Source organism: Streptomyces sp. Je 1-369, assembly GCF_026810505.1.
Taxonomy (GTDB): domain Bacteria; phylum Actinomycetota; class Actinomycetes; order Streptomycetales; family Streptomycetaceae; genus Streptomyces.
The window spans coordinates 4,291,012-4,315,419 of record NZ_CP101750.1 but is presented as its reverse complement, the minus strand read 5'-3'; the positions used below and the strand labels follow the sequence as shown (position 1 = coordinate 4,315,419).

The following is a 24,408-nucleotide window of genomic DNA, read 5'->3' as shown; positions in this document are numbered from 1 at the left end:
TGGCCCCCGCCGGGCCCGCCGCCGGGCGGCCGGGCGGCGGGTCGCTACCAGCGGAACGTGCGCATACGCATCTGCTGTCGCATGCGTGCCGCCCGGGCGCGGCGCGGCTTCACGCGGTCGCGGAGCTCGATGGCCTCGGTGCGTTCGCGCAGGAACTGGGCGCGCCGCCTGCGGCGCTCGGTGTCGGTCTCGTCTTGCGGACTGTGCTCCGTCATGGGCCACACCACCTCAGTTCGTACGTCCCCACCTTCCCTCGGATGGCGGTGTTGATGCCAGCGAGAGGCGTGGGGCCCGAGCCCGGTTACTGTTGATGTCATGCGGATCCACGTCGTCGACCACCCGCTGGTGGCGCACAAACTCACCACGCTGCGCGACAAGCGCACCGACTCCCCGACCTTCCGGCGCCTCGCCGACGAGCTGGTCACCCTGCTCGCGTACGAGGCCACCCGGGACGTGCGCACCGAGCAGGTCGACATCGAGACCCCCGTGACGCGGACGACGGGCGTGAAGCTGTCGTACCCGCGTCCGCTGGTGGTCCCGATCCTCCGGGCCGGGCTCGGCATGCTCGACGGCATGGTGCGGCTGCTGCCGACCGCCGAGGTGGGCTTCCTCGGCATGATCCGCAACGAGGAGACCCTGGAGGCCTCCACGTACGCGACGCGCATGCCGGAGGACCTCTCCGGGCGTCAGGTGTACGTCCTCGACCCGATGCTCGCCACGGGCGGCACGCTCGTCGCGGCGATCCAGGAACTCATCAAGCGCGGCGCCGACGACGTGACCGCCGTGGTGCTGCTCGCCGCCCCCGAGGGCGTCGAGGTCATGGAGCGCGAGCTGGCGGGGACGCCGGTGACGGTCGTGACGGCCTCGGTCGACGAGCGGCTCAACGAGCAGGGGTACATCGTGCCGGGACTCGGCGACGCGGGTGACCGGATGTACGGGACCGCGGAGTAGTCAGCGGCTCTTCCGCGGAGGACGTCTCAGCAGTTCTTGTCGGACGCGATGGGCGTCGGCTCGGGCTTGGCCAGTGCGGCCAGGGCCTTGTCGGCGTCCTCTTTTTTGGCCAGGTTCTTGAACCGCGTGCCGATGACCAGGTCGACCTCGCCGCTCTTGCGGGCGTCGGACCGGTGCTCGGCGCCGGTGAGCTGCGTGCCGAGCACGGGGATCGCGGTGTCGGCGGCGGACTTGGCGCCGAGGAGCAGCGCGGTGCCCTTGACCTTCTTGTCGTACGCCTTCGTCGCGTTGCCGACCTTGCCGATGGTGAAGCCGCGCTTCTTGAGCTCGTCGGCGGTGTTCTTGGCGAGGCCGCCGCGGGGCGTGGCGTTGTAGACGTTGACGGTGATCTGCTTCGGCTCGGGCAGCGGTTTCTGCTTCTGTTTCTGCTTCTGTTCCGAGGTCGTCCGGGGTGCGTCGACGGCCTGTTTGCGGTCGCAGTCCTGGGAGGCGTGGCCCGCGGCGGATGCCTTGGTGCCGCCCGTGAACACGTCGATGAGCTGCAGCGTGCCCCAGCCGATCAGGCCGACGGCCGCGACGGACGCGATGACCGCGAGCACGATCCTGCGGCGACCGCTGGGGCGGCGCATCCGTGGATATTTGTCCCCCGTGATGCGGTACTTGCCGCCCATGCCGGGGGGAGTGAGCATGCTCATGGGCGCAGCGTAGTGCGGCGGGGCGGCGATGCCTACTAAATGATCATTGCCCGGGGTCCAGTCCAACCCGAAAGGGCCAATATGGGCGGCGAGGGGCGAGGGGCGCGCGGTGCGGGGCGCCGGGCTCGGCTGAGGGCCTCGGGGGTCGGTCAGCCGAGCTCGGGGATCGGTCAGCCGAGTTCGGGGTAGGTCAGCCGAGTTCGAGCACGCGCGCGTGGAGCACCTGGCGCTGCTGGAGCGCGGCGCGGACCGCGCGGTGCAGGCCGTCCTCGAGGTAGAGATCGCCCTGCCACTTCACGACGTGCGCGAAGAGGTCGCCGTAGAACGTCGAGTCCTCGGCGAGGAGGGTCTCCAGATCCAGCTGGCCCTTGGTGGTGACGAGCTGATCGAGGCGGACCGGGCGCGGCGCGACGTCCGCCCACTGCCGGGTGCTTTCCCGGCCGTGGTCGGGGTACGGCCGGCCGTTTCCGATGCGCTTGAAGATCACACGGAAAGCCTACCGGGCAAGGCTCTCCGGGCGCAGCCATGGCGACGGAGTGCGAGCCTGGGAAATGACGCCTTAAATCGGGTCAAACCGGGAACACGCCAGCCGGGAACAGGGGACGAAGTGAGCGAGAGCGAGTCGATTCCGTCCACGCCGGGCCACGCGAACCGCCCGAACGAGTCTGTGCCGGGTGCGGGGGTGACGGGCGGAGGCGAGGGTTCCGGACGGCGGCTCGGCAACCGCGCACAGCACGCGCTGCGGACGTTCCCCCCGACGACCAGAAGGCGCTGAGGGCGACGGTACGGACGTTTCCCGACTCGGCGTACGACCTGGAGGAGGTCCTTACCGGCCTCGGTACGGGCGAGGCGGTGGTGACCGTCCTCAGCGAGAAGGGCGCGCCCGCGCCGGTGGCGGTGACGCGGCTGCGGGCCCCCGAGTCGCTGATGGGGCCCGTCGAGGCGGGGGAGCTGGCGCGGGCGGTGCGGTCGTCGGCGCTGTACTCGCGGTACGCGGAGGCGGTGGACCGGGAGTCGGCGTACGAGAAGCTGAGCGCGCGGGAGGCGGAGCGGGCTGCGTCTTCGTCTTCGGCTCCGGCTCCTGCCGCGGGTGGGGGCTCTGTCGTGGAGCAGGTGGTGGGGAGCGGGATGTTCAAGTCGCTGCTGCGGTCCATGGGGACACAGATCGGGCGGGAGATCTCGCGGTCGGTGTTCGGGACGGCTCGGCGCAGACGCTAGGTCTGGCGGGGGCGCCTTGAGCGGTTTTGCCTGCGCCGGCCGTCGGGGTCGTCCCGGTCGTCCCGGTCGTCCCGGTCGTTCTGGTCAGCCGTTCCCGCTGCCCGAGGGGTGCTGTCCGTGCTGTCCGTGCCGGTTGTGCTGCGGGTCCTCTGTGCCGTCTTCGGAGGGGGTGGCGGGCGGTGCTTCGGCGGGGGTCGCTCGTACGGCTTCTGCGCGGAGCAGGGCTTGCAGGGCCGCGTGGGGGTCGATCGGCATGGGGGTGTCCTTTTGCGTTGCGCAGGTGGGGGTGGCTGGGGTGGCTGAGGACCCTCAGCAGCGCAGGACGACCGAGCGGGGGGGTGGGGACGGCGGGGAGGAGGCGGGGCGGCGGGGCGGGTGCGGTGGGGGGTGAGGCGCGGTGGGGTGGTGCGGGGGCGGTCGGGCGTGGGGTGGGGATGTGGGTGGCGCGGCGGGTGGGGATGCGGAGGCGGAGACGTAGGGCTGTGTCCGTGGGGTCGTACTGGACCTCGCTGCTGCCGCCGCTGGTCTCGGTGGAGAGGGCGGGGGGTGGGGGCCGGGGCGAGGGTGATCAGGAGAACCGTGAGGAGGGTGAGCAGCGCCCGGGGCCACGTGGCGTGGCGGCGTGGGGTGGCAGGCGGGGCGCTCATGGAGGGCATGTCCCCGGGTGGGGGCCGGGCCGATCGCTATGGGCCCGGATGCCGCCCTCATGGACTAGAGGCCGGGCGCTTCGGGCGGCGTCTGCGTTGGAGGGGGCGGGTGCGCCCAGGGTGCGTCTGTGGGGGCGGGGCCGCGCGGGTATGTGCGTACTCGTTATCCCTGCGCCGCGTGGAATGTGTCCGGCCGTCTCGGTGGGCTCGGTGCTCCGTGCGCACATACCCGCACGTCCCCTGGCGTCTCGCTCGCGGGTGCGGGCCGGTGGGGGCGGGTGTGCCCAGGGTTCGTCTGTGGGGGCGGGGCCGCGCGGGTATGTGCGTACTCGCTATCCCTGCGCCGCGTGTGATGTGTCCGGCCGTCTCGGTGGGCTCGGTGCTCCGTGCGCACATACCCCCACGTCCCCTCCTGTCTCGCTCGCGGGCGCGGGCCGGTGGGGGGCGGTTCGCCCTCGGTCCGTCTGGTGGGGCGGGGCCGCGTCCGCGTCCCCTCGCGGGTGCGGGTGCGGGTGCGGGTGCTGGTGCTGGTGCTGGTGAGTGGGGGGCGTGGGCTCCGGCCGTAGGAGCTGGAGAGGGCTCGGGAGTGGCGATCGTGTTGCCTGGGAAATTGCGTGCAGGGGGAACCGGTGTCGCGTTAGCCTCGGTGTCATGTCTACGCCTCGCATTTCCTAGCTGGGACACACGCCTTCACGTCACCCGTGTGTCCATTCGCTATTGCGGAGCGTTACCTCATGATCACCGTTCGAGGTGTCGACGTGCGCGTCGGTGCCCGTCTTCTGCTGTCCGACGTCTCCTTCCACATCGCCCCCGGCGACCGCGTCGGCCTGGTCGGGCGCAACGGCGCCGGTAAGACCACCCTCCTGAAGGTCCTCGCGGGGCAGACCGCCCCGGCCGACGGCACCGTCACCCGTACCGGTTCCGTCGGGCATCTCGCCCAGGACCCGCGCGCCGCCGACCCTGCCGTCACCGTCACCGACCGCATCCTGTCCGCGCGTGGCCTGGACGAGGCCGTCGCGGCGCTGCGTACCGCGGAGGCCGCGATGGCCGGAGCCGCGGGACCGGCCGCGCAGGAGCGTGCCATGGCCGCCTACGCCCGCGCCGACGACCGCTTCCAGGCATACGGCGGGTACGCCGCCGAGGCCGAGGCCGCCCGGGTCGCCGCCGGGCTCGGACTGCCCGAGCGGGTGATGGGCCGGCCCGTCGGCGAGCTCTCGGGCGGCCAGCGACGCCGCGTCGAGCTCGCGCGGATCCTGTTCGCGCACCACGACACCGTGCTCCTCGACGAGCCGACCAACCACCTGGACGCCGACTCGGTGGCCTGGCTGCGCACTTACCTCGCCGGGTATCCGGGCGGCGTCGTGCTCATCAGCCACGACACCGGACTCCTCGCCGAGACCGTCAACCGTGTCCTCCACGTCGACGCGCTGCGCGCCACCATCGACGTCCACAACACCGGTTGGCACGCCTACCGCGCCCAGCGCGCCGCCGACGAGCGTCGACGTACCCGCGAACGCGCCAACGCCGAGCGCAAGGCGGCCTCGCTGCGCGCGCAGGCCGACAAGATGCGCTCCCACGTCTCCACCGCCACCGCCGCGAAGAACATGGACCGGCGCGCCGAGCGGATGCTCGCCGGTACGGAGCCGGGGCGGCGGAGCGAGAAGGTCGCGCGGATCCGGCTGCCCGAGCCCGCGCCGTGCGGCCGGATGCCGCTCGGCGCGGTGGCATTGAGCAAGTCGTACGGGACTCATGACGTCTTGAGCGGCGTCGACCTGGCCGTCGACCGGGGGAGTCGGCTCGTCGTCCTCGGTCTCAACGGTGCCGGGAAGACGACGCTGCTGCGACTGCTCGCCGGGCGTGAACTCCCGGACGCCGGGCGGGTGGTGGCCGGGCCCGGGCTGCGGCTCGGGTACTTCGCGCAGGAGCACGACACGTTGGACGGTACGAGAACGGTCCGGGAGAACCTCGCGGGTGCGGCCCCGCAGCTGACCGACGGCGAGGTGCGGCGCGTGCTGGGGTCGTTCCTGTTCGGCGGCGACGACGCGGACAAGCCCGCATCGGTCCTCTCGGGCGGCGAGAAGACGCGGCTCGCGCTGGCCGGGCTCGTCCACTCCGGCGCGAACGTCCTGCTCCTCGACGAGCCCACCAACAACCTCGATCCGGCGTCCAGGAACGAGGTGCTGAGCGCGGTGGGGACGTACCCCGGAGCCATCGTGATGGTCACGCACGACGAGGGTGCGATCGACGCCCTGCGACCGGACCGGGTGCTGCTGCTCCCGGACGGGGACGAGGACATGTGGAGCTCCGGATACCGGGAGTTGGTCGCGCTCGCCTGACGCGGTTGTTGTCGAAATGTCTACTTGGGCGTGCGGGGCGTACGCGGCCGACCGCTGTGATTCGATGCTCCGATGAGACGAGACCGTGCCGCCGACGCGGCAGACGGCCACCCCGTCCTCCGGCTGCGGGAACGTTCCGGCCAGCGTGACCTGGAGGCCTGCGTCGGTGTGCTCGCGGCCGTGCACAAGGCCGACGGGTACCCGGTCAACTGGCCCGACGAGCCCGGGACTTGGCTGGAGGGCGCGGACGCCATAGGTGCGTGGGTGGCCGAGCTCGACGGGCGGGTCGTCGGCCACGTCGCGCTGTCCCGGCCCGGGCCGGGGGACGCGGCACCGGGGCTGTGGGGGCGCGAGGAGGCGGTGACGGAGGCGGTGGCCGTGACGGAGGCGGAGGCCGTGGCCGTGATGAGTCGCCTGTACGTCGCGCCGGACGCCCGGGGGCATGGGATCGGGGCCCTTCTGATGGGGAGGGCCCTCCGGGAGGCGCGGGGGCGCGGACTGCGTCCGGTCCTGGACGTGGTGTCATCCGACCGGTCGGCTACCGCGCTCTACGAACGTATGGGGTGGCAGCTGCTGGGCGTGGTCGAGCAGGAGTGGGAGCCGGGGCAGCGGGTCGTACTGCACTGTTACGCGGCTCCCGGCGGCGAGTAGGCCGCGCCGGACTGTTCAGGGGCCCGCCCGTCGTCGGCGCCGGGGATATGTCACCCCAACTCCCGTCGCCTCTTGGCCCCTTCGCCCCGCAGCCACTCCGCTACGTCGTCGGCTCCCGCCTCGACCGCGATGTCCAGGGGCGTCATGTCGTCGTACCCGATCCAGTCGAGGTCGGCGCCCCGTTCGAGCAGGAAGCGGGCGGTCGCCAGATGTCCGCCGTGGCACGCGCCCCAGAACGCGCCGGTGATGTCGTCGGAGTCGGTGTCCGTACCTGTGTCGATGCAGGACGTGACCCTGTCCAGCAGGCCCAGCGTCGCCGCGTCCTGGAGCGTCGTCCGCGCCCCGAGTTCCAGGAGCCGACGGGCCGCACGCCACTGTCCGAAGCCGCGCGCGTCGGCCAGCGGCGTGCCGCCTCCGATGACCGCCCCGGCCGCCTCGATGTCCGCGCCCGCCGCGACCAGCGCGTCCACCGCCGCCACGTCGTCGTTGCTCGCCGCCCAGTGCAGCGGAGTTTCGCTGTGGGCGCCGACGAACCGGGCGTCGGGGTCCGCGCCCGCCGCGACGAGTACCTCGATGACCTCGGGTCCGGCGGGGAAGTGGCCGGGCCAGTCCGTGGCGAGGTGGAGCAGGCTGCGCACCCCCGCCGCCTCACCGTGCTGCTCGACGCCCGCGGCGGCGAGTCCGGGGTGCGTGGCGAGCAGCTCGCGCAGGGCCGCGACGTCACCGCTCCGGATCGCGCCCGTTACGGCTGCGGCCAGCGGGGCGCCGGCGTCGAGAACCACCCTCTCCGGCGCCCCGCTCATGTCCGGCGTCCCGCTCATGTCCGGCCTCCCGGTCATGTCCGAGCTTCTGGCCATGTCCGACCTCCTGATCGACTGCCTCCGATACTGGCAGCGCCCACTGACAACGGGCGGTCGTCCCGTGCAGTACGAGACCGAGAACCATCGCCACGGTTACCGCGACCAAGTGCTCACGGCCCGCCAGGTTCGGCTCGGCGATCGACCCCGTCACCGTCGGTACGACCGCGGCGAGGAAGAGCAGCGGCGAGCGCAGCGCCACGGCCGTGTAGGCGAAGAGGCCGACGATCGCCGCCGAGGCCCCGGTGTCGACCGTGTGCGCGGCCTCCGCGGGGAGACCGAGCCGGTCGGGTCCGAGGGCGACCATGACGCGCGCCCCGAGGGTTCCCGCGAGCGTGACGGCGTACGCCACCAGCAGCGTCCGTACGCGTCCGAAGAGCAGCTCCGCGAGTGCGAACGCCAGGAACAGGCGGGGCAGGCCGCCCCAGGCCGACAGGTCGACCGCGGGCACGAACACGGAGACGGGCGTGCGGAGCAGGGACAGCCAGACCGGCTGGTCGGCGCGTACCTCACTGAGTACGCGCACCACGCCCGCACCGGCAGCGGTCTGCTGGAACTCGTGCAGGCCGATCACGGCGACGCAGGCGGCGACGGCCAGTGAGACGCCCAGGGGGCCGCGCTCCCTGAGCCTGCGGCACGGGCCCACGACGACGCTGCGCCACTCATGGAGCATGGCGTTCCGGCACCAGCCGACCAGGCGGGAGACCCGCGGCACCCGCGACCCCCGCGTCACCCGCGATATTCGCGACACCAGCTGTCCATTCTCTTCCTGCTCGCTCACTCGCCCGGACGGGCGAAAGCGGAGGATACGTGATGCTATGCGTCAGGACCGGTGCGCTTCGGTCCGTCCTCCCGGCGCCTGCGCGGCCGGTGCGCCATCAGGTCCCTCGTTCCGCGGACCTCGTCCGTGCCCACGATCGGCAGCGGGTGCGTGCCGCGCGGGGCGTCCGTAGGGAACCGGAGCAGCCTCGCGGATGAGGGGGACGACGCCCCCGTGGATGCCCCCGTGGACGGCGGCTGCTCGTCCGCGTGACCGGCGTGACCCGCCGGCGAACCGGCTCCGGGGCCGTCGTCGGCCGTACGCGCGTGTTCCGTGGCGCGGGCGTGCTCCGCCCAGCCCTCCTGGAACCAGCGCAGCTGCGTCATCTGCGCCTCCTCCTCGGTGAGGATCCGGACGCCGTCGACCCCGGCCTCCTGGATCTTCGAGCCGAGCTCGATCAGCAGCCCGCCGACGAGGTAGGCCAGCTCCTCGGACGCCCTCGTCCCGCTCTCGGCGTCATGGCGTCCCGCGCCGCGCCGCCGTGCGCCCCCGGACGGCCCCTCCGCTTCGTCAGTCGGCATGTTCGCACTCCCTCTGTGCCCCCGGGCTGCGTAAGTCGGCCGTGAGTCGGCCCCCAGCTGTTCGACTACTCGACCTGCGGCAGGAACGCCTTCGTGACCCTCACGAAGACCGCCTGCAGCTCTGGGGGCACCCCCATTCTCCGGGCCGCTTCCTCGGGGCTCAGCAGTCGGGGGGCCTCGGGATCCCCGCCCCGTGCCGCCATGATCGGCAGATCGTTCTCGGACAGCCGCCCCGAACGGATCAGCATGTCCCGCAGGGGGACCCCGAGCACCGCGGCGAGGCGCCGCATCGTCTCCAGGTCCGGCATGCTCTGCCGCTGGATGAGGCGGCTGACCGCGGCCCGGTGCACGCCCGCGTCGTCCGCCAGTTTCGACTTGCCGCCGCCGCGCGGACTGTCGATGTCGTAACCGCGCTCGCGCATCACGCCCTCGATCCACTCGGCGAACTCCTCCAGTTCGTCCGCTCGGTTCCGGCCACCCTCACGGCTGTGTTCGTGGTCGCTCCCGGGTCGGTACCCCTGGTCGCTGCGGGCGCTGGCCCGCGGGCTGGACACCATGTCGTCGCTCTCCCCTCGTCGCAGAGCGAGCGTACCGATCGCGCGCGCACTGAAATATGTGCGCGCTCGCACGTTGTTGTGAAGATCCGGCACGGGCGGGCGCGGAAGGGCGCCCTCCAGGGGGTGCGACAGCGTCTGTTTCCGGCCACTTCCGTCTCCTTCCCCTATTCCACTCCTCGCCGTTTTTAGTTGCGCATGCGCACGTAGCGTGGAACTCTGATCACGCATCGACGTCTTCGAACTAATGTTCGCATACCTGCGGAGGGGATGCGCATGCCCAATCGGACAGATCTGCCCGCACCTGCTCTGAACAGCGCGTTCGCTGACATACGAGTCTCCGGGCCCCGCCGGGACGAAGCTCTCGACTGGCGCCGGAACGCCGCCTGCGTGGATCTCCCCCAGCAGTACGTCTTCACTCGCACCCCTGCCGAAGCGGCGCCGGTATTGCGCGCCTGCAATCAGTGCCCGATCCGACGTGAGTGTGAAGCCATCGTCGACCCGTCGCACACCTGGTTCGACGGGGTCAGCGGGGGACGCCTCTGGCGCAACGGCCGCGAGGTCAAACCGCGCAAGCCGAAGCCCACCGAGAAGCTGGGGAGTTCGTGATGAGCAGTGCCGTGGACCGTGCCGCGCTCTGGATCGACTCGCTGCGACGCCGGTACCCCTTGCTCCTTGAGGAGCTCGCGCCCGGCACGGGACGGACGTTCCGCGAGGTGCGGGGCGGCGGTCCCGCCGCGTCGACCGTCGCGCCCGTACGCCTCTACGTCTCCGATGCCCTCCGCGACGTCGGCGACGGGGTGGTCGAACTGGAGGAGGCGGTACGGGACCGCCTCGGCCTGCGCCGCATCTCCGCCGCCCCGGTGCCGGTCCGCCTGCGCCGCCTCACCGAACTCCTCGACGTACTGCGGGACAGGGACATGCCCGACCTCGCGGCCCACGTCGAGGAGGAGACCCGCCGGATGGCCAACCGCTGCGCCCGCGCCCTCGGGGACCCCGAGCAGCTGGTGCGGCTGCCCGGCCGCTGTCCGGCCTGCGGCTCCGTGTCGCTGCGCGCCTTTCCCGAACGCGGGGTCGCGATGTGCGTGAACCCGCCCTGTCGGCACGTGCTCGACGAGGAGACGGGCGAGGAGACGGGGGACGCGGCATGAACACACCGCTCATCTCGGGCGACCTCGCCGCCACCGAGGCCGACGTCTCGCCCGCGACCATCCGCAAGTGGGTCCAGCTCGGCCACCTGAAGGCCGCGGGACGGCAGGGACGGCGCTCCATGTACCGCCTGGAGGACGTGTTCGCCGCGGAGCGCGTCGTGCGACGGGCGGCGAGGGCGTAGGCGCAAGGCGAGTCGAGAGGGCCCCGCACCGGATGGTGCGGGGCCCTCTTCACGTTCCGGGACAGCCGCTCAACCCCCGCCGCCCGACAGTCAGTTGCGGGATCAGGGCACCTGGATCACACTTGGAGCAGCGGCAGAGCTGCGCCCCACACCGGGGCGGCGGACCTGCCGCTTTGTGTTGCCCCCACTCGTTTCCCTTCTCATGACAGGGAGTGTCCATGTGTCCATCCTGACCTTCCCCGACGCGGAACGGCTCGTCGTCGACTTCCTCAAGAACCGGGCGGAGCTCGCCGGTTCGGTCGTCGACAACAAGCCGCCCGCCGGGTTCGACGGCACCCAGAAGGCCGTCCTCGTCTCCCGCGTCGGCGGCGCGTGGGTCGACGACCGGCATCTCGACCAGCCGCTGCTCGACCTGGAGGTCTACGGCCCGGACAAGTCCACCGCGCACGGCATCTCCCTCGCCGCCCGTGCCTGTGTGCTCGAACTGGCCGGCACCTCGTACGGCGGGGCCGTCGTCACCGACGTCGCCGAGGCGGACGGGCCGCGCTGGCTGCCCGACTACAACCGTCCGGCGGGCAACCGGTACCTGTCGACGGTGCGGATCTCGATCCGCCCCGCGTAACACCACCGCACCACGTCGCAGCCGCACCACCCCCTCAAGGCCCTGCCACCCGGCGGGGCCTTCGTCGTGACGGCCTTCGTCGTACCGACAGACAACCGAGATCCGAGGAGTTCGCATGGCAGGCAACAACGGCAAGGAAATCCGCGTCGCAGGTACCGGACGCGTGCTGATCGCGCAGGTCGGGACCGAGGCGCCGGCCACCATCGCCACCGACTGGGACAAGGCGAAGTGGACGGACCTCGGTTACACCACGACCGACGGCATCAAGTTCAACAAGAAGGACAAGATCGACCCGGTCGACACCTGGCAGTCGGTGAGCCCGGCGCGGTTCATCTACTCCGACCGCGACCTCACCGTGAAGTTCCAGCTGCTGCAGCTGAACAAGGCGAACCTGGCCTTCTTCATGGGCGGTGGCGAGGTCAAGGCGGCCACCACGCCGACGACGATCGACGCGCAGGCCGAGGCCGACCTGAAGGAGTTCACGTACGACCTCGCCAACTCCCCGGCGGCGGACGAGCGTGCGCTCGGCATCGAGTTCACCGACGGAGCGGCGAAGTACCGGTTCATCGTGCCGCGCGGTCAGGTCACCGAGACCGAGGAGATCGGTCTGACCCGGACCGGCGCGGTGAAGCTGGGCGTGACGTTCACGGCGCTGGCCAAGGACGACAACGCCCCGCTGGCCAGCTTCCGGATCAAGGAACTGGCCACGTCGTACTCGTAAGCGGGCCCGGCGGGGCGGTGGGGGGACGAGGGCGTGCACTGATATCGCTCAACACCCCCTGCCGACCGCTTGGTTGATTGCGCGAAATCGCCGGTTGCGCTTGCGCGCGACCGCATAGGATCCCAGCGACGCCCGGCCCGTGCCCCCAGCACGGCCGGGCGTCGCCTTTGCCGAAGGAGAGACCCGTGTCCGGCTTCAACGTCAACGCCGCCCGAGCCCAGCGCCTCGAAGCGCTCGGCCGGGCGTGGACCTTCGAGCTCGACTCCGACAGCTTCGAGCTGCCGACCGAACTGACCCGCGCGACCGCGCGCAAGCTGCGCGACCTCGACGACAACGACGTGGACGGGCTGCTCGAACTCCTCCTGGGGGAGCAGCAGTACGCCCGCTTCGAGCGGCACGAGGTCACGATGCAGGACATCGCGGCGATCCTTGAGGCGTACGGCAAGGAGACCGGGCTCGGCCTGGGGGAAGGCTGAGCCTCGGCGTGTTCGTCGACGAACACGCCGAGGCTCTTGAGGCCGACCTGCTCCGCTTCTACGGCCTCGACCTCCTGGACTGGCACCGCGGCCGCCTCTCCTCCCGCCGCCTCGCCCTCCTGATCCGGCATCTGCCGCAGGAGGGGGCGTTGGCGCGGGAGACGGAGGGGGAGGCTGCGGAGTGGTCGGTCACGGACTACCTCCTGGCCCACGTGGTGGACCAACTGGCCGACGCGAACTGGATGTTCGCGACGGTCAACCAGGACGAGGACGCGGATCCCCTGGACCCGCCGAAGCCACTGCCACGTCCCGGCACGCCCCGCCCTGCGGAGGACCGCGTCGAGGAGCGGGCACCTGCCTCCGAGCCCTCCATGCCGTCGGCGGAGCAGCTGGTCGCCTTCTTCTCCTGACGGGGAGCCGACGGGGTCAGCGCCCGCGAAGGGTGAGTTTCCACTTCTGCATCGGACCCCAGCCACCGAAGGGCTGAGAGATCGCGACCACGCCGTCCCCGGGGATCGTGATGGTTCCGCGGAAGCTGCCGGTGTTACTGACGATCTCCTGTTCTTTGCCGCCCTCGAGATCGAAGTGCCGTACAGAGCCTGCGCCCGCGAATTCGACGTCTGCGCGCCTCGCTCCACCGCGTATGAGGAACATGCGCGATGCGCCGGCCGAGTTCTCGGACGACAGCTCGGGAAGCTCCGGGAAGCTCTTGCATTCCAGGCTCCAGCGGCCGGTTTTACGGTCACTCGATGCGCCCTTGACGACCAGTCTTTCGTACTGTCCGGGGATCATCATGTGAATTGTGTCGCCCCAGTGCACGAAGCCTATGTGCTCGTGCTTGGTGATGCCGTCCTCGTGGATCTCGCCGTGAATGGCAAAACCGGGGCCGAATATCCGGCATCGTGCCTCGATAAAGAATTCTCCCCCGGACAAGTGCTTGGGCACGTCGAACTCGAACATTCCGCGACCGGAAAATTGAGTACCGGTATTCCCATACATGACTGAACCCTTCCAAGGAGATGAGGGCCATGAGTGGCAGCGAGGGCAAGCCTCTGAAAGACAGAATTACAGATCTCGAGGATTCAGTCCAGGGCCTCGGGGAGTCAGTCCAGTCATTCACGACGAAGATGGAATACGGCGGCGCCAAGGCGGACATCGTCGGTGCCACCGGTGCGGCCACCGGAGCCACCGCTTCGGTCACCGGAGCCTCGGCCGAGTTCACCGGTTTCAGTACCGGCGTGAAGCTTTGGAGTGCCGAGCTCGATCTCAAGGCGAAGTGGGAGGAGAGGAAACTCAGGGCCGCGCTGAGCGACCCTGAAAAGCTCAGGCTGGATCTCAACGACGCCGCGTCGAATATCACGCGAATTCGGACGGACCTGACGCGCGTCAATGAACGCGTGTCCAACCTTTCCACCGAACTCAACCGCAAGATCGCCCGCAAAGCCGACCTCTCCGACCTCCGGTCGACCGCCAGTCGGCAGAACAGCCAGCTCGAAGGGCTTCGGACCAGTCAGGTCAACGCACTGAACCGAGAGGCCCGCCAAGCCAGGCTCACCGTTCAGGGGCTCGAGGACGAGCTCGCCCGGCTCAATGCCCGCTTCTGATCCGGCGTGCAAGGAGTAGACATCCGGAGGAGTAGACAACCATGGCATTGAACAAGTCCATAAGTACCGCGGCCACCCAACTCGGCCGCATGCGCGGCGCCGCGAGCCAGGCCGCCACTCAAGTCGGCAAGTTGGGGAAGTCCACCGGCTCCGCCGCGGGCTCCGTCAACAAGCTGGGCAAGCCCACCGGTTCCGCCGCCTCCGCCGTCGGCAAGCTCGGCAAGTCCACCACGTCCGCCGCCTCCGCGGTGGGCAAGCTGCGTACGTCCGCCAACAGCAGCAGCAGCGCGGTGAAGAAGCTGCACTCCGGGCTCCGTACCGCCGACGGGTCCCTGGGGAAGGCGAAGAAGGGGTCCGACAAATTCAAGAGCTCGCTCGACAAGCTGCGGAGCTCCGCGGACAAGGCCAAGACCGCCCTGCGTGACGTGAAGCGTCAGGCCGATGCCGTCGACAAGTCCGTCGGGAAGGCGGGCAAGAACGCCGACAACGGCGGCAAGTCGATGGGCAAACTGGGCAAGGGGCTCAAGGGGGCGAGCGCCGCACAGAAGGGGCTCAACCTCGCCATGGCGGGCAGCCCGTTCGGGCTCATCATGACGCTCGCCGCCCCGCTGATCACCCAGTTCGTGAAGATGGACAAGGTCACCGCCGCCCTGAAGCGCGGCATGAACGCCGCTTGGAAGGGCATCAAGTCCGGTACCCGCTCCGCCGTCGACTTCATCAAGCCGCTGGTGAAGGGGCTCGGCAATCTGATCCTGACCCCGATCAAGGGGCTCGCCTCCGCCCTCAACGGCGTGTTCGGCGTCCTCGCCGGGATCAAGATCTCCATCCCCAGCTGGGTGCCGAAGTGGGGAGGGAAGTCGTTCGGGTTCCCGCGGCTTCACGTGCCCGTCCCGCACCTCGCCCAGGGCGGCATCGTGCAGGCCCGCAACGGCGGCACGCTCGCGCTCGTCGGTGAGGCGGGCGAGAGCGAAGCCGTCATCCCGCTCTCCCGGCTGGAACGGATGATCAGCAACGGCGGCGGCAACGCCGTCGCCCTGCGCCGCCTCGCCGAGGCCATGGAGCGCCTCGCCGACCGGCCCGTCCACGTCGACGTCGACTCGCAGACCATCGCCCGCGCCGTCTTCGCGGGCCGGCGTGCCCTCGCCCGCAGGTAACCGAGGCCCCACCGCCCGCGACCCACAACAGAACAGGAGGAGTCCATGGCCAGGAACCTGTGGATCGGAGCCCCCGGCCGGCTCCGGGAAATCCGGCAGGCGGCGAAGAGCTGGGACCGCACCGCCGAGCTCAACGTCACCGAGTTCAAGGCGCTCGAAGGGCGCGTCACCACCTTCGCGCCCACCCGCACCATTCGCCGTCTCAAGCTGTCCTTCGAGTGGCTGGAGCCCGAGGACGCCCAGCACCTCGCCCGGCTCGCGCGCCGCGTCGGCACCGGGCGCGGCCCCCTCGTCGTCCTCGACCCCGCCTCCGTCAACCTGCTCGACCCCTATCAGGCGGCCGGGCAGTCGGAGATCCCCGGCGGCTGGGACCACTGGTTCACCATGAACGGCGACATCGCGCTGGCCAGGGCCGCCGACGGTGTCACGACTGTCGACTGCCGGGAAGCGGGCGCCGCCGTCGGGTGGATCCACGGGGTGTGGACCGGCTGGCCCGTCGTGCCGGGCATGCGGGCGTCCTGGCTGCTTCCGGAGGGCTGGGATCCGGCCGTCGCCACCGTCCAGCTGGACTGGAAGGCGGCGGACGGCAAGTACCTCAGCAGCAGCCACGCCACCGGCGCCTCCGTCACCGCCGTCGCTCCCGCGGACGCCGCCTACGTCACGCCCGTCGCACGGCCCGGCGTCGTCGGCCTGTTCGGTCTCGCGGGCGCCTGCCTCACCCTCGACGAGGAGCCCGTCGCGCACGCGCTCGGCGACGGCTGCCCGGCCATGACGGTCACGGCGTACACGGACGTACCCGCGGCCCGCCTGCCGTACCGCAACGTCAGCCTCGACCTCGTGGAGGTCCGCGATGCAGCGCTCTGACGAGGTCCTGGACCGGGCCCTGTCCACACCGGAGCGCGCACCGGCCCACTCCACCCGCCTCGGCGGCAAGGAGGTCGGCCCGCAGGTCCAGTCGTGGAAGGTCGAGCGGGCGTACGCGACGGACCTTCCCGAGGCGATGCGTGCCGTTTCGGGCAGTGCCTCCGCGCAGCTGGAGCTGTTGCTCGGCGGCGCGGAGGGCGTTCCCGCGCCGCGGCTCTATTCGGCCTGGGCGGACCGGCTCACGGGTGATCTCGTACGTCCCGGACAGTCCGTCGTCCACACGGCGGGGGCCGGGGGCCGTACCGTGCCCGCCTTCCGCGGCACCGTCCGCTCGCGCACGGCGTCGTCAGGCAGTGACACCGTCACCGTGCAGGCGCTGGACGGGGCGGAGCGGTTGAGGGGCCCGGCTTATCTGCCGCGGCCGTACCACGGGTACATGTTCAAGAAGCCTGTGGCCACCGCCACCTGGTGCGTCGACGAACTCCTGCGCCAGGGCGGCATCCACAGCTGTCCGCCGCCGCGTGCTCCGGCCGTCGACCCGGCCGACGTCAAGCCGTTCACCGCGCTCTACGCTTCCCTGCACGGCGGGTTCAACGCGACGTACGGCCAGCCGGAGAGCCTGCCCGATCCGTCGGAGTACGACTGGATCCGCGAGGGCGCGCCCTTCGAGATGGCCCTGATGCCGAAGGCGGCCGGGCTCAAGGTGTCCTGGATGCCGCGCTCGCGGTTCACCCTGCCGGGCAAGGTCTTCCAGATGGAGTGCTGGGTCAACACGGCGCTCACGCGCGGCAACATCGTCGAGTTGACGGCGGTGTTCGACCAGAACGGCACGAGGACAGGGGACATCAGGGCCACCTTCGACATCGCCACGGGCAACGTGCACATCGGATCGGGCACCAACACCGTCGGCGGACTGGAGATCACCCGGACCTTCGCCAAACTGGCCACGCTGCGCGGGACCTGGCACCTGAGCCTCATGGTCGACACCACGTCGACCGGGACGATCGTCCGTCCGACCGTGCAGCCACGCCTGACCGCGCCCGACGGCTCGTACCACGTGGGCGAGAAATACACCTTCGTGGAAGAGGCCGCTTGGCAGCCGGTCTCCGAGTTGCAGCAGATCAACCTGAAGACGGACATGGCCGTCGAGTGCCTCCAGGTCACCGACCGGGTCTGGACGGACACCTCCACCTATCCGCAGGAGGAGTGGGAGCAGCGGGGGCAGTGGACCAAGGGTGCCGTCCTCGACACCCCCGAGCTGCCTCTCTACGACATTCCGAAGGTGTCGGGATCCCAGTGGGACGCGATCACCGAGATCGCCCGGGCCAGCATGTCCACCGCCGAATTCGACGAGCAGGGCGTCTTCCACTGGCGCGGCCCCTCGCGGTTCACCAAGGTGCCGGCCGCGCCCGACCTCACCGTCACCACGCGCCGGAACATCTCCTCGCTCACCGTCACCGAAGAGATCGACGCGTGCCGCAACCACTGTGAGCAGCCCTACCAGGACTGGAAAGGGGTCGGGTACGTGGACGGCGAGCCGATCCTGGACACCGCGGTACGGGAGATCAAGCCGAACTCGGCGATCGTCGTGCAGTACGCCATGGCCGAGGACGACGTCGAGGTCGGCCCGCCCGTCGTCCTGGACGACAGCGTCGTCGGCAAGGGCCACCAGGTGCGCTTCGGCACCGCCAAGACCGGTGGGACGTCGGTCAAGGGCGATGTCACGGTCAGCTGTTGGCGGGACGGGCCGACGTACTTCGTGCGGTTCGCCAACCACAGCGCGGCCACCCTGTGGACGGTGACGAAGGACGGCAAGCCCTCCGTGCGGCTCCAGCCGATCAAGCGCAATGTCGACCCGAAGCTGCGTTCGTACGCGTGGACCAACTCGACCAGCCAGAAGTACTACGGCAAGCAGCAGTACACGGCGCCGTCCGCCGACTGGGTGCAGACGGTGGAGACCGCTTCCGTGCTCGCGAAGGCCATGCTCACCGCGGGCCGCTACCCCGTGCCACTCCTCGGCGACGTCGAGGTCCTGCACGATCCGCGCATCCAGCTCGGCGACGTCGTCCGGGTGGTCGACACGGCGGGCGCCGAACTCGACACGCTGGCCTGGGTCGTGGGCATCCGCACCACGCACGCGGCCGGTGGCGTGCCGCAGCAGACCCTCACCCTGCGCGGCACCGCTTACAACGGCGCACCGGGCGATGAAGGGCTGGTCCCCGACGCCCCGGTCGACCCCGCCTACGGAGTGCAGCGGAAGTACGGACGCCTCACCGCCCAGTATGCGACGCTCGGCGCCCTCACGGCGAAGGCGATCAGCTACCGGACGCTGCTGGAGACGACGGGAGACCCGGCGTGAACGAGGAAGCGACGCTCACGGAGGGGTACGTACCGCCGCCCGGCCCCGTTCAGATCGACGACCCCCTGGTGGCGGCGGACGACGAGGGGTCGGGGCTGAGCGACATGCTGCAGCCGCCCCTCGCAGGCTGACCCCTCAACGCCCCCTGTATTCGGAGGAGACAGAAGACCATGGTCGCTCTCACCCCCCTCGGCAACCTGCCCTACCCGCAGCCCGCCGACAACGCCGACATCCCCGTCCACCTGCAGTCCCTCGCCGAGGCCGTCGACGGCCGCACCGTGCTGCGGTTCGCCGACGCCGCCGCCCGCGACGCGAAGGTGACCGACCCGATCCCCGGCATGATCGCCTGGCTCAACAACCCGGGCCGGCACTACTACTTCACCACCGGCAAGCTGTGGGCCCCGCTCTCCCTCGGCCCGGCGCACTGGTCGAGCCCCCTGACGGGTACGACGACATCGACCGCATATGTCGAGACACTCACCGGCGCCACCGAGCCCTTCGCCATGACGTTCCTCGCCCCGCCGTACGGCGCCGCGGTCCTCACGGTCGGTGCCCGCTTCAACAACAGCGCGGCCGGTCTCGCGTACTTCTCGGCCTCCGTGAAGCAGGGCACCAGGGTCGTCAGTGCCGCTGCCGACGCCCGCGCGGCCGTCGTCGGCGGCACGAACCAGGTCACGGCGAGCATGCAGATCCCGCTCACCGGCCTCACTCCGGGCGCCGCCTACACCGTGACCGGCGCCTACCGCACCACCGCGGGCACCCTCACCCTCAGCAACCGCTACCTCAACATCACATCCCTGATCTGACGCGTCTGACGCATCTGACACACCCCGGGGAGGCCACATGGCCACGCCTCTGTCCCCCGACGCCCTCGTTCGCGCCCTGCGCGGCGAGGGCGTCCGCATGAGAGAACACGGCAACTGGAGGACGCACAACCGCAACCACAAGGGCGCCTGGGGCCCGGTGCACGGCGTCATGCTGCACCACACCGCAGGACGCGACAGCCTCGCCCTCTGCCGCCGGGGCATGCCGGATCTGCCGGGACCGCTCTGCATCGGGCTGATCGGCAAGGACGGCACGCTCCACCTGGTCGGCTACGGCCGCACCAACCACGCGGGCAACGGTTCGGCCGCGGCGCTCGACGCCGTGCGCAGGTCGAAGACGCTGCCGTCGCGGCCGGGGCCCGACGCCGTGGACGGCAACGCCCGGTTCTACGGCTTCGAGATCGAGAACCTCGGCAACGGCCGCGACCCCTTCCCCGCCGCCCAGCTCGACACGGTGGAACGCCTCTCGGCGGCGCTGTGCCGGGCGCACGGCTGGTCGGGGGCGAGCGTCATCGGCCACAAGGAGTGGACCCGGCGCAAGATCGACCCGACCTTCTCCATGCCGGTGATGCGGGGGCGGGTCGCGAAGCGGCTCGGCTCCGACGCGCCGGGCGGCGAAGGCGACGGAGGCACCGCGTACGAACCGTTCCCCGGGGCCGCGTTCTTCGCGATCGGGCGGCGGGACGCGCTGTTCACGTCCGTCGGGCGGCGGCTCGTCAAGGAGGGCTGCGGGCGGTACGAGGTCGGGCCCGGGCCCGTCTGGACCGAGGCCGACCGTGCCTCGTACGCCGCCTGGCAGCACAAGCTCGGCTACCGGGGCGCGGACGCGGACGGGATACCGGGCCGCGCGAGCTGGGACCGCCTGCGCGTGCCGCGGGCGTGATCCCCGACGTTCCGAGGCCCACGTCCCGAGTCCTGGAGGACGATCATGACCGATGCCACGCGCAGAGGCCTGCGCACCGCCGTACAAGCGCTCGTCACCCTCATCACCGCGCTGCCGCTGCTCGCCGCCGACCCTGGCGTCGCCGACGTCCCGGTGCTCGCGGGCCTCGTCGCCTTCGCCGCGGCGCTGAGCCGCCTGATGGCCGTGCCGGCCGTCGAGGCGCTGCTGCCCCCGTGGCTGCGGAGGCGGGGGGTGGACGATGGCGGGAGCTGAGACGGGGAGCGTCCCCCTCGAGCTGGAGCGGCTGCGCCGTTCCGTAGACGTCGGTTTCGCCACCACCAGGGGTGATCTGGCGCTCCTGCTCCAGCGCGCCGACCAGACCGACAAGACCCTCTCGGAGCACGAGGACCGTCTCGACGCCCTGGAACGCAGCCGCTGGCCGCTGCCCTCCCTGGCGGCGATCACCTCCTGCACCGCCCTGGCCGTCACGCTCTGGCAGTCGGGCGGCAGGTGAGGCGCTGAACGACATGGGCCCGGCCGCCACGGTGGCCGGGCCCTTTCGTCGTTCCCGCTATCACCCCCGGAGGGTGACCACCGGGGCCCCGGCCGGGGAGAAGACTCCACGCACAACGGTGCAACCGGCACTTCCCGAGCTTGGAGGTCCTGTCATGGCCACCTCGACACCTGTGCACCACCGTTCGAGCAGCACCGCACAGGCGGCCGCCGCCGGACTGACCGTCTTCGCCGCGGTCATGCTGATGATCGCGGGCATCATGGGCTTCATCCGTGGCCTCATGGCCGTGCTCGAGGACGACGTGTTCCTCACGACCCGCGACTACGTCTTCCAGTTCGACCTGACGAGCTGGGGCTGGATCCACCTGATCCTCGGTGTGGTCGCGATCGGCGTCAGCGCGGGTCTGTTCGTGGCGATGGCGTGGGCCCGGGTGCTCGGCGTGATCATCGCCGGGCTGCTGATGATCGCCAACTTCCTGTCGATCCCGTACTACCCCTTCTGGTCCCTGACCCTGATCGCCGTCAACGGCTTCATCATCTGGGGTCTGTGCGTGGTGCGGCGCGAGGACGTCTAGGGCCATGCGGGACGGACGGGAACGTACGCCGAAGAAGCAGGCCCACCAGGAGGTTCGACATGGCTGAGCACTACACCCGGAACCCGGCCGCCGGCCCCGGTGCGCCCCCGCCCGAACCGGAGCACCGCGTCGGCGTCCTGACCCTCGGCGGGGTCGTGTTCGCCGCGTGCGTGCTGGGCCTCGTCGGCTCGTTCCACGTCATCGCGGGCCTCTCCGCGATCCTGAGCGACAACTACTACGAGACGCAGAACAACTATTCCTACGACTTCGACGTCAACACCCGCGGCTGGGTCGAGATGCTCACCGGAGTCGTGGTGCTCGCCGCGGCGCTGAGCCTCTTCTCCGGCAAGACGTGGGCCCGTGGCGTGGGCATCGGGCTCGCGGGGCTGAGCGCGATGGAGCACTTCTTCTTCACGCCGTACCACCCGGTGTGGTCGGCGCTCATCATCCTGCTCGACGTCGTGGTCATCTGGTCCCTCGCCACGTACGGGCGACGAGAGGCCCACAAGGCGTACGGGGCACCCCTGTGAGGTGGTGACGTGCTGAGGACGGTCGGTGGCGCCGAACCTCACCCGCCAGGGAGGAGGACGGCGGCCCGGCGGTCCGGTGCGATGCCGGGGTGAACGCATGCAGAGGCACCGACATCGCAGGCACGCTGCTGTTCGTGCCGCGCCTGGTGCTCAGGGCCGCGGGCGCGGGTCTCGACGCGGTCGTACGTGAACTGCTCGCCGCCGTCGTGCGGCGCATCGAACTCGACGACGTGGTGTCCCGCGTGGACGTCGACCGCGTGGTCGAGCGGGTCGACGTCGACCGCGTGGTCGAGCGGGTCGACGTCGACCGGGTCGTGGAGCGCGTCGACGTCGACCGGATCGTGTCCCGCGTCGACGTGAACCGGGTCGTGGGGCGCGTGGACGTGGACGAGATCGTGGACCGTGTCGACGTCGACGCGATCGCCCGGCGCCTCGACGTGGACCGGGTGGTGGAGCGGGTGGACGTCGACGCGATCGCCCTGCGCCTCGACGTCGACGCCGTCATCGCCCGCATCGACCTGGTCGCCCTGGTCCTCGACGTCCTCGCGGAGATCGACGTGCAGCGCATCGCCAGAGAGGCCGGCAGCGGCATGACACGCGAGACCGTCGAGGCCGTACGGGAACGCGGCATCAGGGCCGACCGCCTGGTCGCCCAGCTCACGGACCGCCTCCTGCGCAGAACGCCGGACGGGCGGCGCGAGACCCCGCTGTCCCGGCCGGTACGGCCGCCCGCGTGAACGGCGACGCGGCGGCCCCGGACGTGCCGCGGCAGGCGCGGGGACGGCCCGCCGGGCTCGTCTCACGGCTCCTCGCCTGTGGCATCGACGCGCTGGTCGTGGCGTTGCTCGGCGTCGTCCTGCACCTGGGGGCGTCCGCGCTCGTCCTCGTGGTGACCGGACCGCCGTTCAGGACCCTCGACCCGCCCGCGTGGGTGACGGCGGCGTGCGGCACCGCGATCGCCCTCTCCTACGCGGCGGGCAGCTGGGTCACGACGGGCCGTACAGCCGGGGGCCAGGTGATGGGGCTGCGGGTGAGCGCCCGCTCGGGCCGCCTGCTCCGGGCAGCGCCCGCGCTGCTGCGGGCCGCACTCTGCCTGGCCCTCCCGGCGGGCCTGCTGTGGATCCCCCTGAGCCGCCGCAACGCATCCGTCCAGGACGTTCTGGTGCGCAGCACGGTCATCTACGACTGGACACCCCGCAGCCCGGCGGTCTCCGCGTACCGCAGCAACGCCCCGAACCCCTAACCCGCCCCCGCGGCCCGCCCCCGCGTCGTCGCCACGTTCGGGACCGCGCCCCTGGGCAGTAGCGTCGCGGCGCCGAGGCCGACCAGGCCCAGCGCGGCGAGGGTGATCAACGCGGCGGCGTACGCGTGGGCCGGGTCGGCGACGAGGATCGTGCCCGCGATGGCGGTGCCCACGGACGAACCCAGGTTCGAGACGCTGCGGGACAGGCCCGATATCTCGCCCTGCTCGTCCTCGCCGAAGCTCGACTGGACGATGTTGACCGACGGAGTCAGCATCACCCCGAGGCCCACCCCGATGAGGAAGAGCCCGGGGGACGACGCCCAGGCGCTCGCGGAGCCGCCCGACATGGCGAGCAGGACGACGAGGCCGCCGAGGGTGATGGCGAACCCGCCCGTGATGAGCGTCCGTTGGGCGCGGCGTCTGGCGAAGCGTTCGGCGGCCAGGGACGAGGCGAGCAGGCCCACCGTTGCCGCCGTGAAGATCACGCCGGTCTCGATGGCGTTGTAGCCGCGGACGACCTGGAGGTAGGCGGCGACGACGAACGACACCCCCATCAGCACCAGCCACTGCACGTGCTGGGTGATGAGGCCCAGGTTGGAGGTGCGGTTGTGGAAGAGGGAGGTGGAGAGGAGCGGTTCCTTGCCCGCCCTCTCCATCGCGCGTGCCGAGCGGAAGAACCAGAGGAGGATCAGTGCCCCGGCGGCGAGCAGCGCGACGGCCAGCCACGCGTTGTCGTCGACGGCCAGGATGCCCGTGACCAGGACGATGAGTCCGACGGCGCTGAGGACCGTGCCGCGGATGTCGAAGGAAGCGGTGGGGGCCGCGGGCAGCGGGTCGGGCACGCGACGGCTGAGCAGCAGGATGAGGCCGACGATGAGGGCCTGGAACACGAAGGCGGCACGCCAGCTGATCGCCGTGGTGATGAGTCCGCCGATCAACGGCCCCGCGGCCGCGCCGATGCCGCCCATGGCCATGATGGCGCCGAAGGCGCGGGCCCGGTCGGTCACGCCGGTGTACAGCAGCGTGGCGAGGATGTACACGGGCGGGATGAGCAGGGCCGTGCCGATGCCCTCCAGGACGGAGTTGCCGAGGATGAGCAGGCCGAGGCCGGGTGCGAACGCGCTGAGCAGGGCGCCGACGCCGTACACCGCGAGGCCCGCCTGGAAGCAGCGTTTGCGGCCGTAGCGGTCGGTGAGCTTGCCGCCGGGGATCATAAGGGCCGCCATCACGAGGAGGAAGATCGTGATGGCGGTCTGGACGCCCTGCACCGTGGTGTCCAGGTCCTCGCTGATGTCGTTGATCATCACGTTCATGTTGGAGCCCGCGAAGCTGCAGATGAACTGGGCGAGGGCCAGGGGGAGCAGGACGTGGCGGGGTCCGCCGGTGGTCGGTCCCGGCGCCGGACCCGATGCCGGGCCCGGCGGCGTGGTGTGGTCGGACATGGGTGCCGCCGTCCG

The 24,408-nt window shown here is 71.0% G+C and carries 33 protein-coding genes and 1 pseudogene; 24 read left to right on the top strand and 10 right to left on the bottom strand.

Annotated elements, in window-relative coordinates; genetic code table 11:
• Positions 1-44: 44 nt before the first annotated feature.
• Positions 45-215 (bottom strand): hypothetical protein, encoded by a 171-nt coding sequence (locus NOO62_RS19655; RefSeq protein ID WP_268772201.1) that lies wholly within the window; start codon positions 213-215, stop codon positions 45-47.
• Positions 216-315: 100 nt separating this feature from the next.
• Between NOO62_RS19655 and upp the strand changes: the two genes are divergently transcribed.
• A complete protein-coding gene (gene upp / locus NOO62_RS19650; protein WP_268772200.1) occupies positions 316-951 on the top strand; it encodes a uracil phosphoribosyltransferase in 636 nt (211 codons plus the stop codon).
• A 26-nt stretch (positions 952-977) separates the two neighbouring features.
• On the opposite strand, the gene NOO62_RS19645 is transcribed toward upp, so the two are convergent.
• Together NOO62_RS19645 and NOO62_RS19640 are read right to left on the bottom strand one after the other, a co-directional pair.
• The gene (locus NOO62_RS19645) at positions 978-1,646 is read right to left on the bottom strand and encodes a LytR C-terminal domain-containing protein (RefSeq protein ID WP_268772199.1); all 669 of its coding nucleotides are present in this window, start codon (positions 1,644-1,646) and stop codon (positions 978-980) included.
• A 190-nt stretch (positions 1,647-1,836) separates the two neighbouring features.
• Complete coding sequence (locus tag NOO62_RS19640) at positions 1,837-2,133, bottom strand: type II toxin-antitoxin system VapB family antitoxin (RefSeq protein ID WP_003955420.1); 297 nt, start codon at positions 2,131-2,133, stop codon at positions 1,837-1,839.
• Between the two features lie 225 nt (positions 2,134-2,358).
• On the opposite strand from NOO62_RS19640, the pseudogene NOO62_RS19635 reads away from it, so the two are divergent.
• Positions 2,359-2,864: pseudogene (locus NOO62_RS19635) on the top strand (helicase HerA-like domain-containing protein); the annotation flags it as partial.
• Between the two features lie 84 nt (positions 2,865-2,948).
• Here the strand turns inward: NOO62_RS19635 and NOO62_RS19630 are convergent.
• Positions 2,949-3,119, bottom strand: coding sequence for a hypothetical protein (locus NOO62_RS19630; RefSeq protein ID WP_268772197.1), 171 nt, complete (start codon positions 3,117-3,119; stop codon positions 2,949-2,951).
• A 1,126-nt stretch (positions 3,120-4,245) separates the two neighbouring features.
• Here NOO62_RS19630 and NOO62_RS19625 point away from each other — a divergent pair.
• Positions 4,246-5,847, top strand: a complete 1,602-nt coding sequence (locus tag NOO62_RS19625; RefSeq protein WP_268772196.1) for an ABC-F family ATP-binding cassette domain-containing protein — start codon at positions 4,246-4,248, stop codon at positions 5,845-5,847.
• Positions 5,848-5,919: 72 nt separating this feature from the next.
• A complete protein-coding gene (locus tag NOO62_RS19620) occupies positions 5,920-6,498 on the top strand; it encodes a GNAT family N-acetyltransferase (protein WP_268772195.1) in 579 nt (192 codons plus the stop codon).
• A gap of 50 nt (positions 6,499-6,548) precedes the next feature.
• On the opposite strand, the gene NOO62_RS19615 is transcribed toward NOO62_RS19620, so the two are convergent.
• The 4 genes from NOO62_RS19615 to NOO62_RS19600 all read right to left on the bottom strand — a co-directional run bounded on the left by NOO62_RS19615 (position 6,549) and on the right by NOO62_RS19600 (position 9,118).
• Complete coding sequence (locus NOO62_RS19615) at positions 6,549-7,280, bottom strand: ankyrin repeat domain-containing protein (protein ID WP_268772194.1); 732 nt, start codon at positions 7,278-7,280, stop codon at positions 6,549-6,551.
• Positions 7,219-8,106: a hypothetical protein gene (locus NOO62_RS19610; protein ID WP_268772193.1), complete on the bottom strand. Its 888-nt coding sequence runs from the start codon at positions 8,104-8,106 to the stop codon at positions 7,219-7,221. The genes NOO62_RS19615 and NOO62_RS19610 overlap by 62 nt, the downstream gene beginning before the upstream one ends.
• 65 nt (positions 8,107-8,171) lie before the next feature.
• Complete coding sequence (locus NOO62_RS19605; RefSeq protein ID WP_268772192.1) at positions 8,172-8,696, bottom strand: hypothetical protein; 525 nt, start codon at positions 8,694-8,696, stop codon at positions 8,172-8,174.
• 65 nt (positions 8,697-8,761) lie between these two features.
• Positions 8,762-9,118: a transcriptional regulator gene (locus NOO62_RS19600; protein ID WP_268775693.1), complete on the bottom strand. Its 357-nt coding sequence runs from the start codon at positions 9,116-9,118 to the stop codon at positions 8,762-8,764.
• 408 nt (positions 9,119-9,526) lie between these two features.
• Here NOO62_RS19600 and NOO62_RS19595 point away from each other — a divergent pair, with 408 nt between their 5' ends.
• The 7 genes from NOO62_RS19595 to NOO62_RS19565 all read left to right on the top strand — a co-directional run bounded on the left by NOO62_RS19595 (position 9,527) and on the right by NOO62_RS19565 (position 12,812).
• Positions 9,527-9,859 (top strand): WhiB family transcriptional regulator, encoded by a 333-nt coding sequence (locus NOO62_RS19595; RefSeq protein ID WP_268772191.1) that lies wholly within the window; start codon positions 9,527-9,529, stop codon positions 9,857-9,859.
• Positions 9,859-10,401 (top strand): hypothetical protein, encoded by a 543-nt coding sequence (locus NOO62_RS19590; RefSeq protein ID WP_268772190.1) that lies wholly within the window; start codon positions 9,859-9,861, stop codon positions 10,399-10,401. Before NOO62_RS19595 ends, NOO62_RS19590 begins: the two co-directional genes overlap by 1 nt.
• Positions 10,398-10,583: a helix-turn-helix domain-containing protein gene (locus tag NOO62_RS19585; protein ID WP_268772189.1), complete on the top strand. Its 186-nt coding sequence runs from the start codon at positions 10,398-10,400 to the stop codon at positions 10,581-10,583. The genes NOO62_RS19590 and NOO62_RS19585 overlap by 4 nt, the downstream gene beginning before the upstream one ends.
• A 220-nt stretch (positions 10,584-10,803) precedes the next feature.
• Positions 10,804-11,205 (top strand): hypothetical protein, encoded by a 402-nt coding sequence (locus NOO62_RS19580; RefSeq protein ID WP_385959934.1) that lies wholly within the window; start codon positions 10,804-10,806, stop codon positions 11,203-11,205.
• Positions 11,206-11,320: 115 nt separating this feature from the next.
• Complete coding sequence (locus NOO62_RS19575) at positions 11,321-11,926, top strand: phage tail protein (RefSeq protein WP_268772186.1); 606 nt, start codon at positions 11,321-11,323, stop codon at positions 11,924-11,926.
• A gap of 185 nt (positions 11,927-12,111) precedes the next feature.
• The gene (locus NOO62_RS19570; protein WP_150184971.1) at positions 12,112-12,402 is read left to right on the top strand and encodes a hypothetical protein; all 291 of its coding nucleotides are present in this window, start codon (positions 12,112-12,114) and stop codon (positions 12,400-12,402) included.
• An 8-nt stretch (positions 12,403-12,410) separates the two neighbouring features.
• Positions 12,411-12,812: a hypothetical protein gene (locus tag NOO62_RS19565; RefSeq protein ID WP_268772185.1), complete on the top strand. Its 402-nt coding sequence runs from the start codon at positions 12,411-12,413 to the stop codon at positions 12,810-12,812.
• Between the two features lie 16 nt (positions 12,813-12,828).
• Here the strand turns inward: NOO62_RS19565 and NOO62_RS19560 are convergent, their stop codons facing one another.
• Complete coding sequence (locus tag NOO62_RS19560) at positions 12,829-13,362, bottom strand: hypothetical protein (RefSeq protein WP_268772184.1); 534 nt, start codon at positions 13,360-13,362, stop codon at positions 12,829-12,831.
• Between the two features lie 68 nt (positions 13,363-13,430).
• Here NOO62_RS19560 and NOO62_RS19555 point away from each other — a divergent pair, with 68 nt between their 5' ends.
• The 13 genes from NOO62_RS19555 (at position 13,431) to NOO62_RS19495 (ending at position 22,951) form a co-directional block, all read left to right on the top strand.
• Positions 13,431-14,006, top strand: coding sequence for a hypothetical protein (locus NOO62_RS19555; protein WP_268772183.1), 576 nt, complete (start codon positions 13,431-13,433; stop codon positions 14,004-14,006).
• Between the two features lie 41 nt (positions 14,007-14,047).
• Entirely contained in the window at positions 14,048-15,160 is a 1,113-nt protein-coding gene (locus NOO62_RS19550) for a hypothetical protein (RefSeq protein ID WP_268772182.1), read from the top strand.
• 45 nt (positions 15,161-15,205) lie between these two features.
• Complete coding sequence (locus tag NOO62_RS19545; RefSeq protein WP_268772181.1) at positions 15,206-16,024, top strand: hypothetical protein; 819 nt, start codon at positions 15,206-15,208, stop codon at positions 16,022-16,024.
• Positions 16,011-18,383, top strand: a complete 2,373-nt coding sequence (locus NOO62_RS19540; RefSeq protein ID WP_268772180.1) for a hypothetical protein — start codon at positions 16,011-16,013, stop codon at positions 18,381-18,383. Before NOO62_RS19545 ends, NOO62_RS19540 begins: the two co-directional genes overlap by 14 nt.
• Complete coding sequence (locus NOO62_RS19535; protein ID WP_268772179.1) at positions 18,380-18,514, top strand: hypothetical protein; 135 nt, start codon at positions 18,380-18,382, stop codon at positions 18,512-18,514. The genes NOO62_RS19540 and NOO62_RS19535 overlap by 4 nt, the downstream gene beginning before the upstream one ends.
• 39 nt (positions 18,515-18,553) lie before the next feature.
• Positions 18,554-19,189 carry a hypothetical protein gene (locus tag NOO62_RS19530; protein ID WP_268772178.1) on the top strand — a complete coding sequence of 212 codons (636 nt, stop codon included), beginning with the start codon at positions 18,554-18,556 and terminating at the stop codon, positions 19,187-19,189.
• 37 nt (positions 19,190-19,226) lie between these two features.
• Positions 19,227-20,090, top strand: coding sequence for a peptidoglycan-binding protein (locus tag NOO62_RS19525; RefSeq protein WP_268772177.1), 864 nt, complete (start codon positions 19,227-19,229; stop codon positions 20,088-20,090).
• A 45-nt stretch (positions 20,091-20,135) separates the two neighbouring features.
• Positions 20,136-20,363 carry a hypothetical protein gene (locus NOO62_RS19520; protein WP_268772176.1) on the top strand — a complete coding sequence of 76 codons (228 nt, stop codon included), beginning with the start codon at positions 20,136-20,138 and terminating at the stop codon, positions 20,361-20,363.
• Positions 20,350-20,604, top strand: coding sequence for a hypothetical protein (locus NOO62_RS19515; RefSeq protein ID WP_268772175.1), 255 nt, complete (start codon positions 20,350-20,352; stop codon positions 20,602-20,604). Before NOO62_RS19520 ends, NOO62_RS19515 begins: the two co-directional genes overlap by 14 nt.
• A gap of 154 nt (positions 20,605-20,758) precedes the next feature.
• The gene (locus NOO62_RS19510) at positions 20,759-21,178 is read left to right on the top strand and encodes a hypothetical protein (RefSeq protein ID WP_268772174.1); all 420 of its coding nucleotides are present in this window, start codon (positions 20,759-20,761) and stop codon (positions 21,176-21,178) included.
• A gap of 59 nt (positions 21,179-21,237) precedes the next feature.
• Entirely contained in the window at positions 21,238-21,708 is a 471-nt protein-coding gene (locus NOO62_RS19505; protein WP_268772173.1) for a hypothetical protein, read from the top strand.
• Between the two features lie 89 nt (positions 21,709-21,797).
• Positions 21,798-22,445: a hypothetical protein gene (locus tag NOO62_RS19500; protein ID WP_268772172.1), complete on the top strand. Its 648-nt coding sequence runs from the start codon at positions 21,798-21,800 to the stop codon at positions 22,443-22,445.
• Positions 22,442-22,951: an RDD family protein gene (locus tag NOO62_RS19495; protein WP_268772170.1), complete on the top strand. Its 510-nt coding sequence runs from the start codon at positions 22,442-22,444 to the stop codon at positions 22,949-22,951. The genes NOO62_RS19500 and NOO62_RS19495 overlap by 4 nt, the downstream gene beginning before the upstream one ends.
• Here NOO62_RS19495 and NOO62_RS19490 read toward each other — a convergent pair.
• Complete coding sequence (locus NOO62_RS19490; protein WP_268772168.1) at positions 22,948-24,393, bottom strand: MFS transporter; 1,446 nt, start codon at positions 24,391-24,393, stop codon at positions 22,948-22,950. The two genes, NOO62_RS19495 and NOO62_RS19490, sit on opposite strands and share 4 nt — an antisense overlap.
• Between the last annotated feature and the right edge of the window lie 15 nt (positions 24,394-24,408).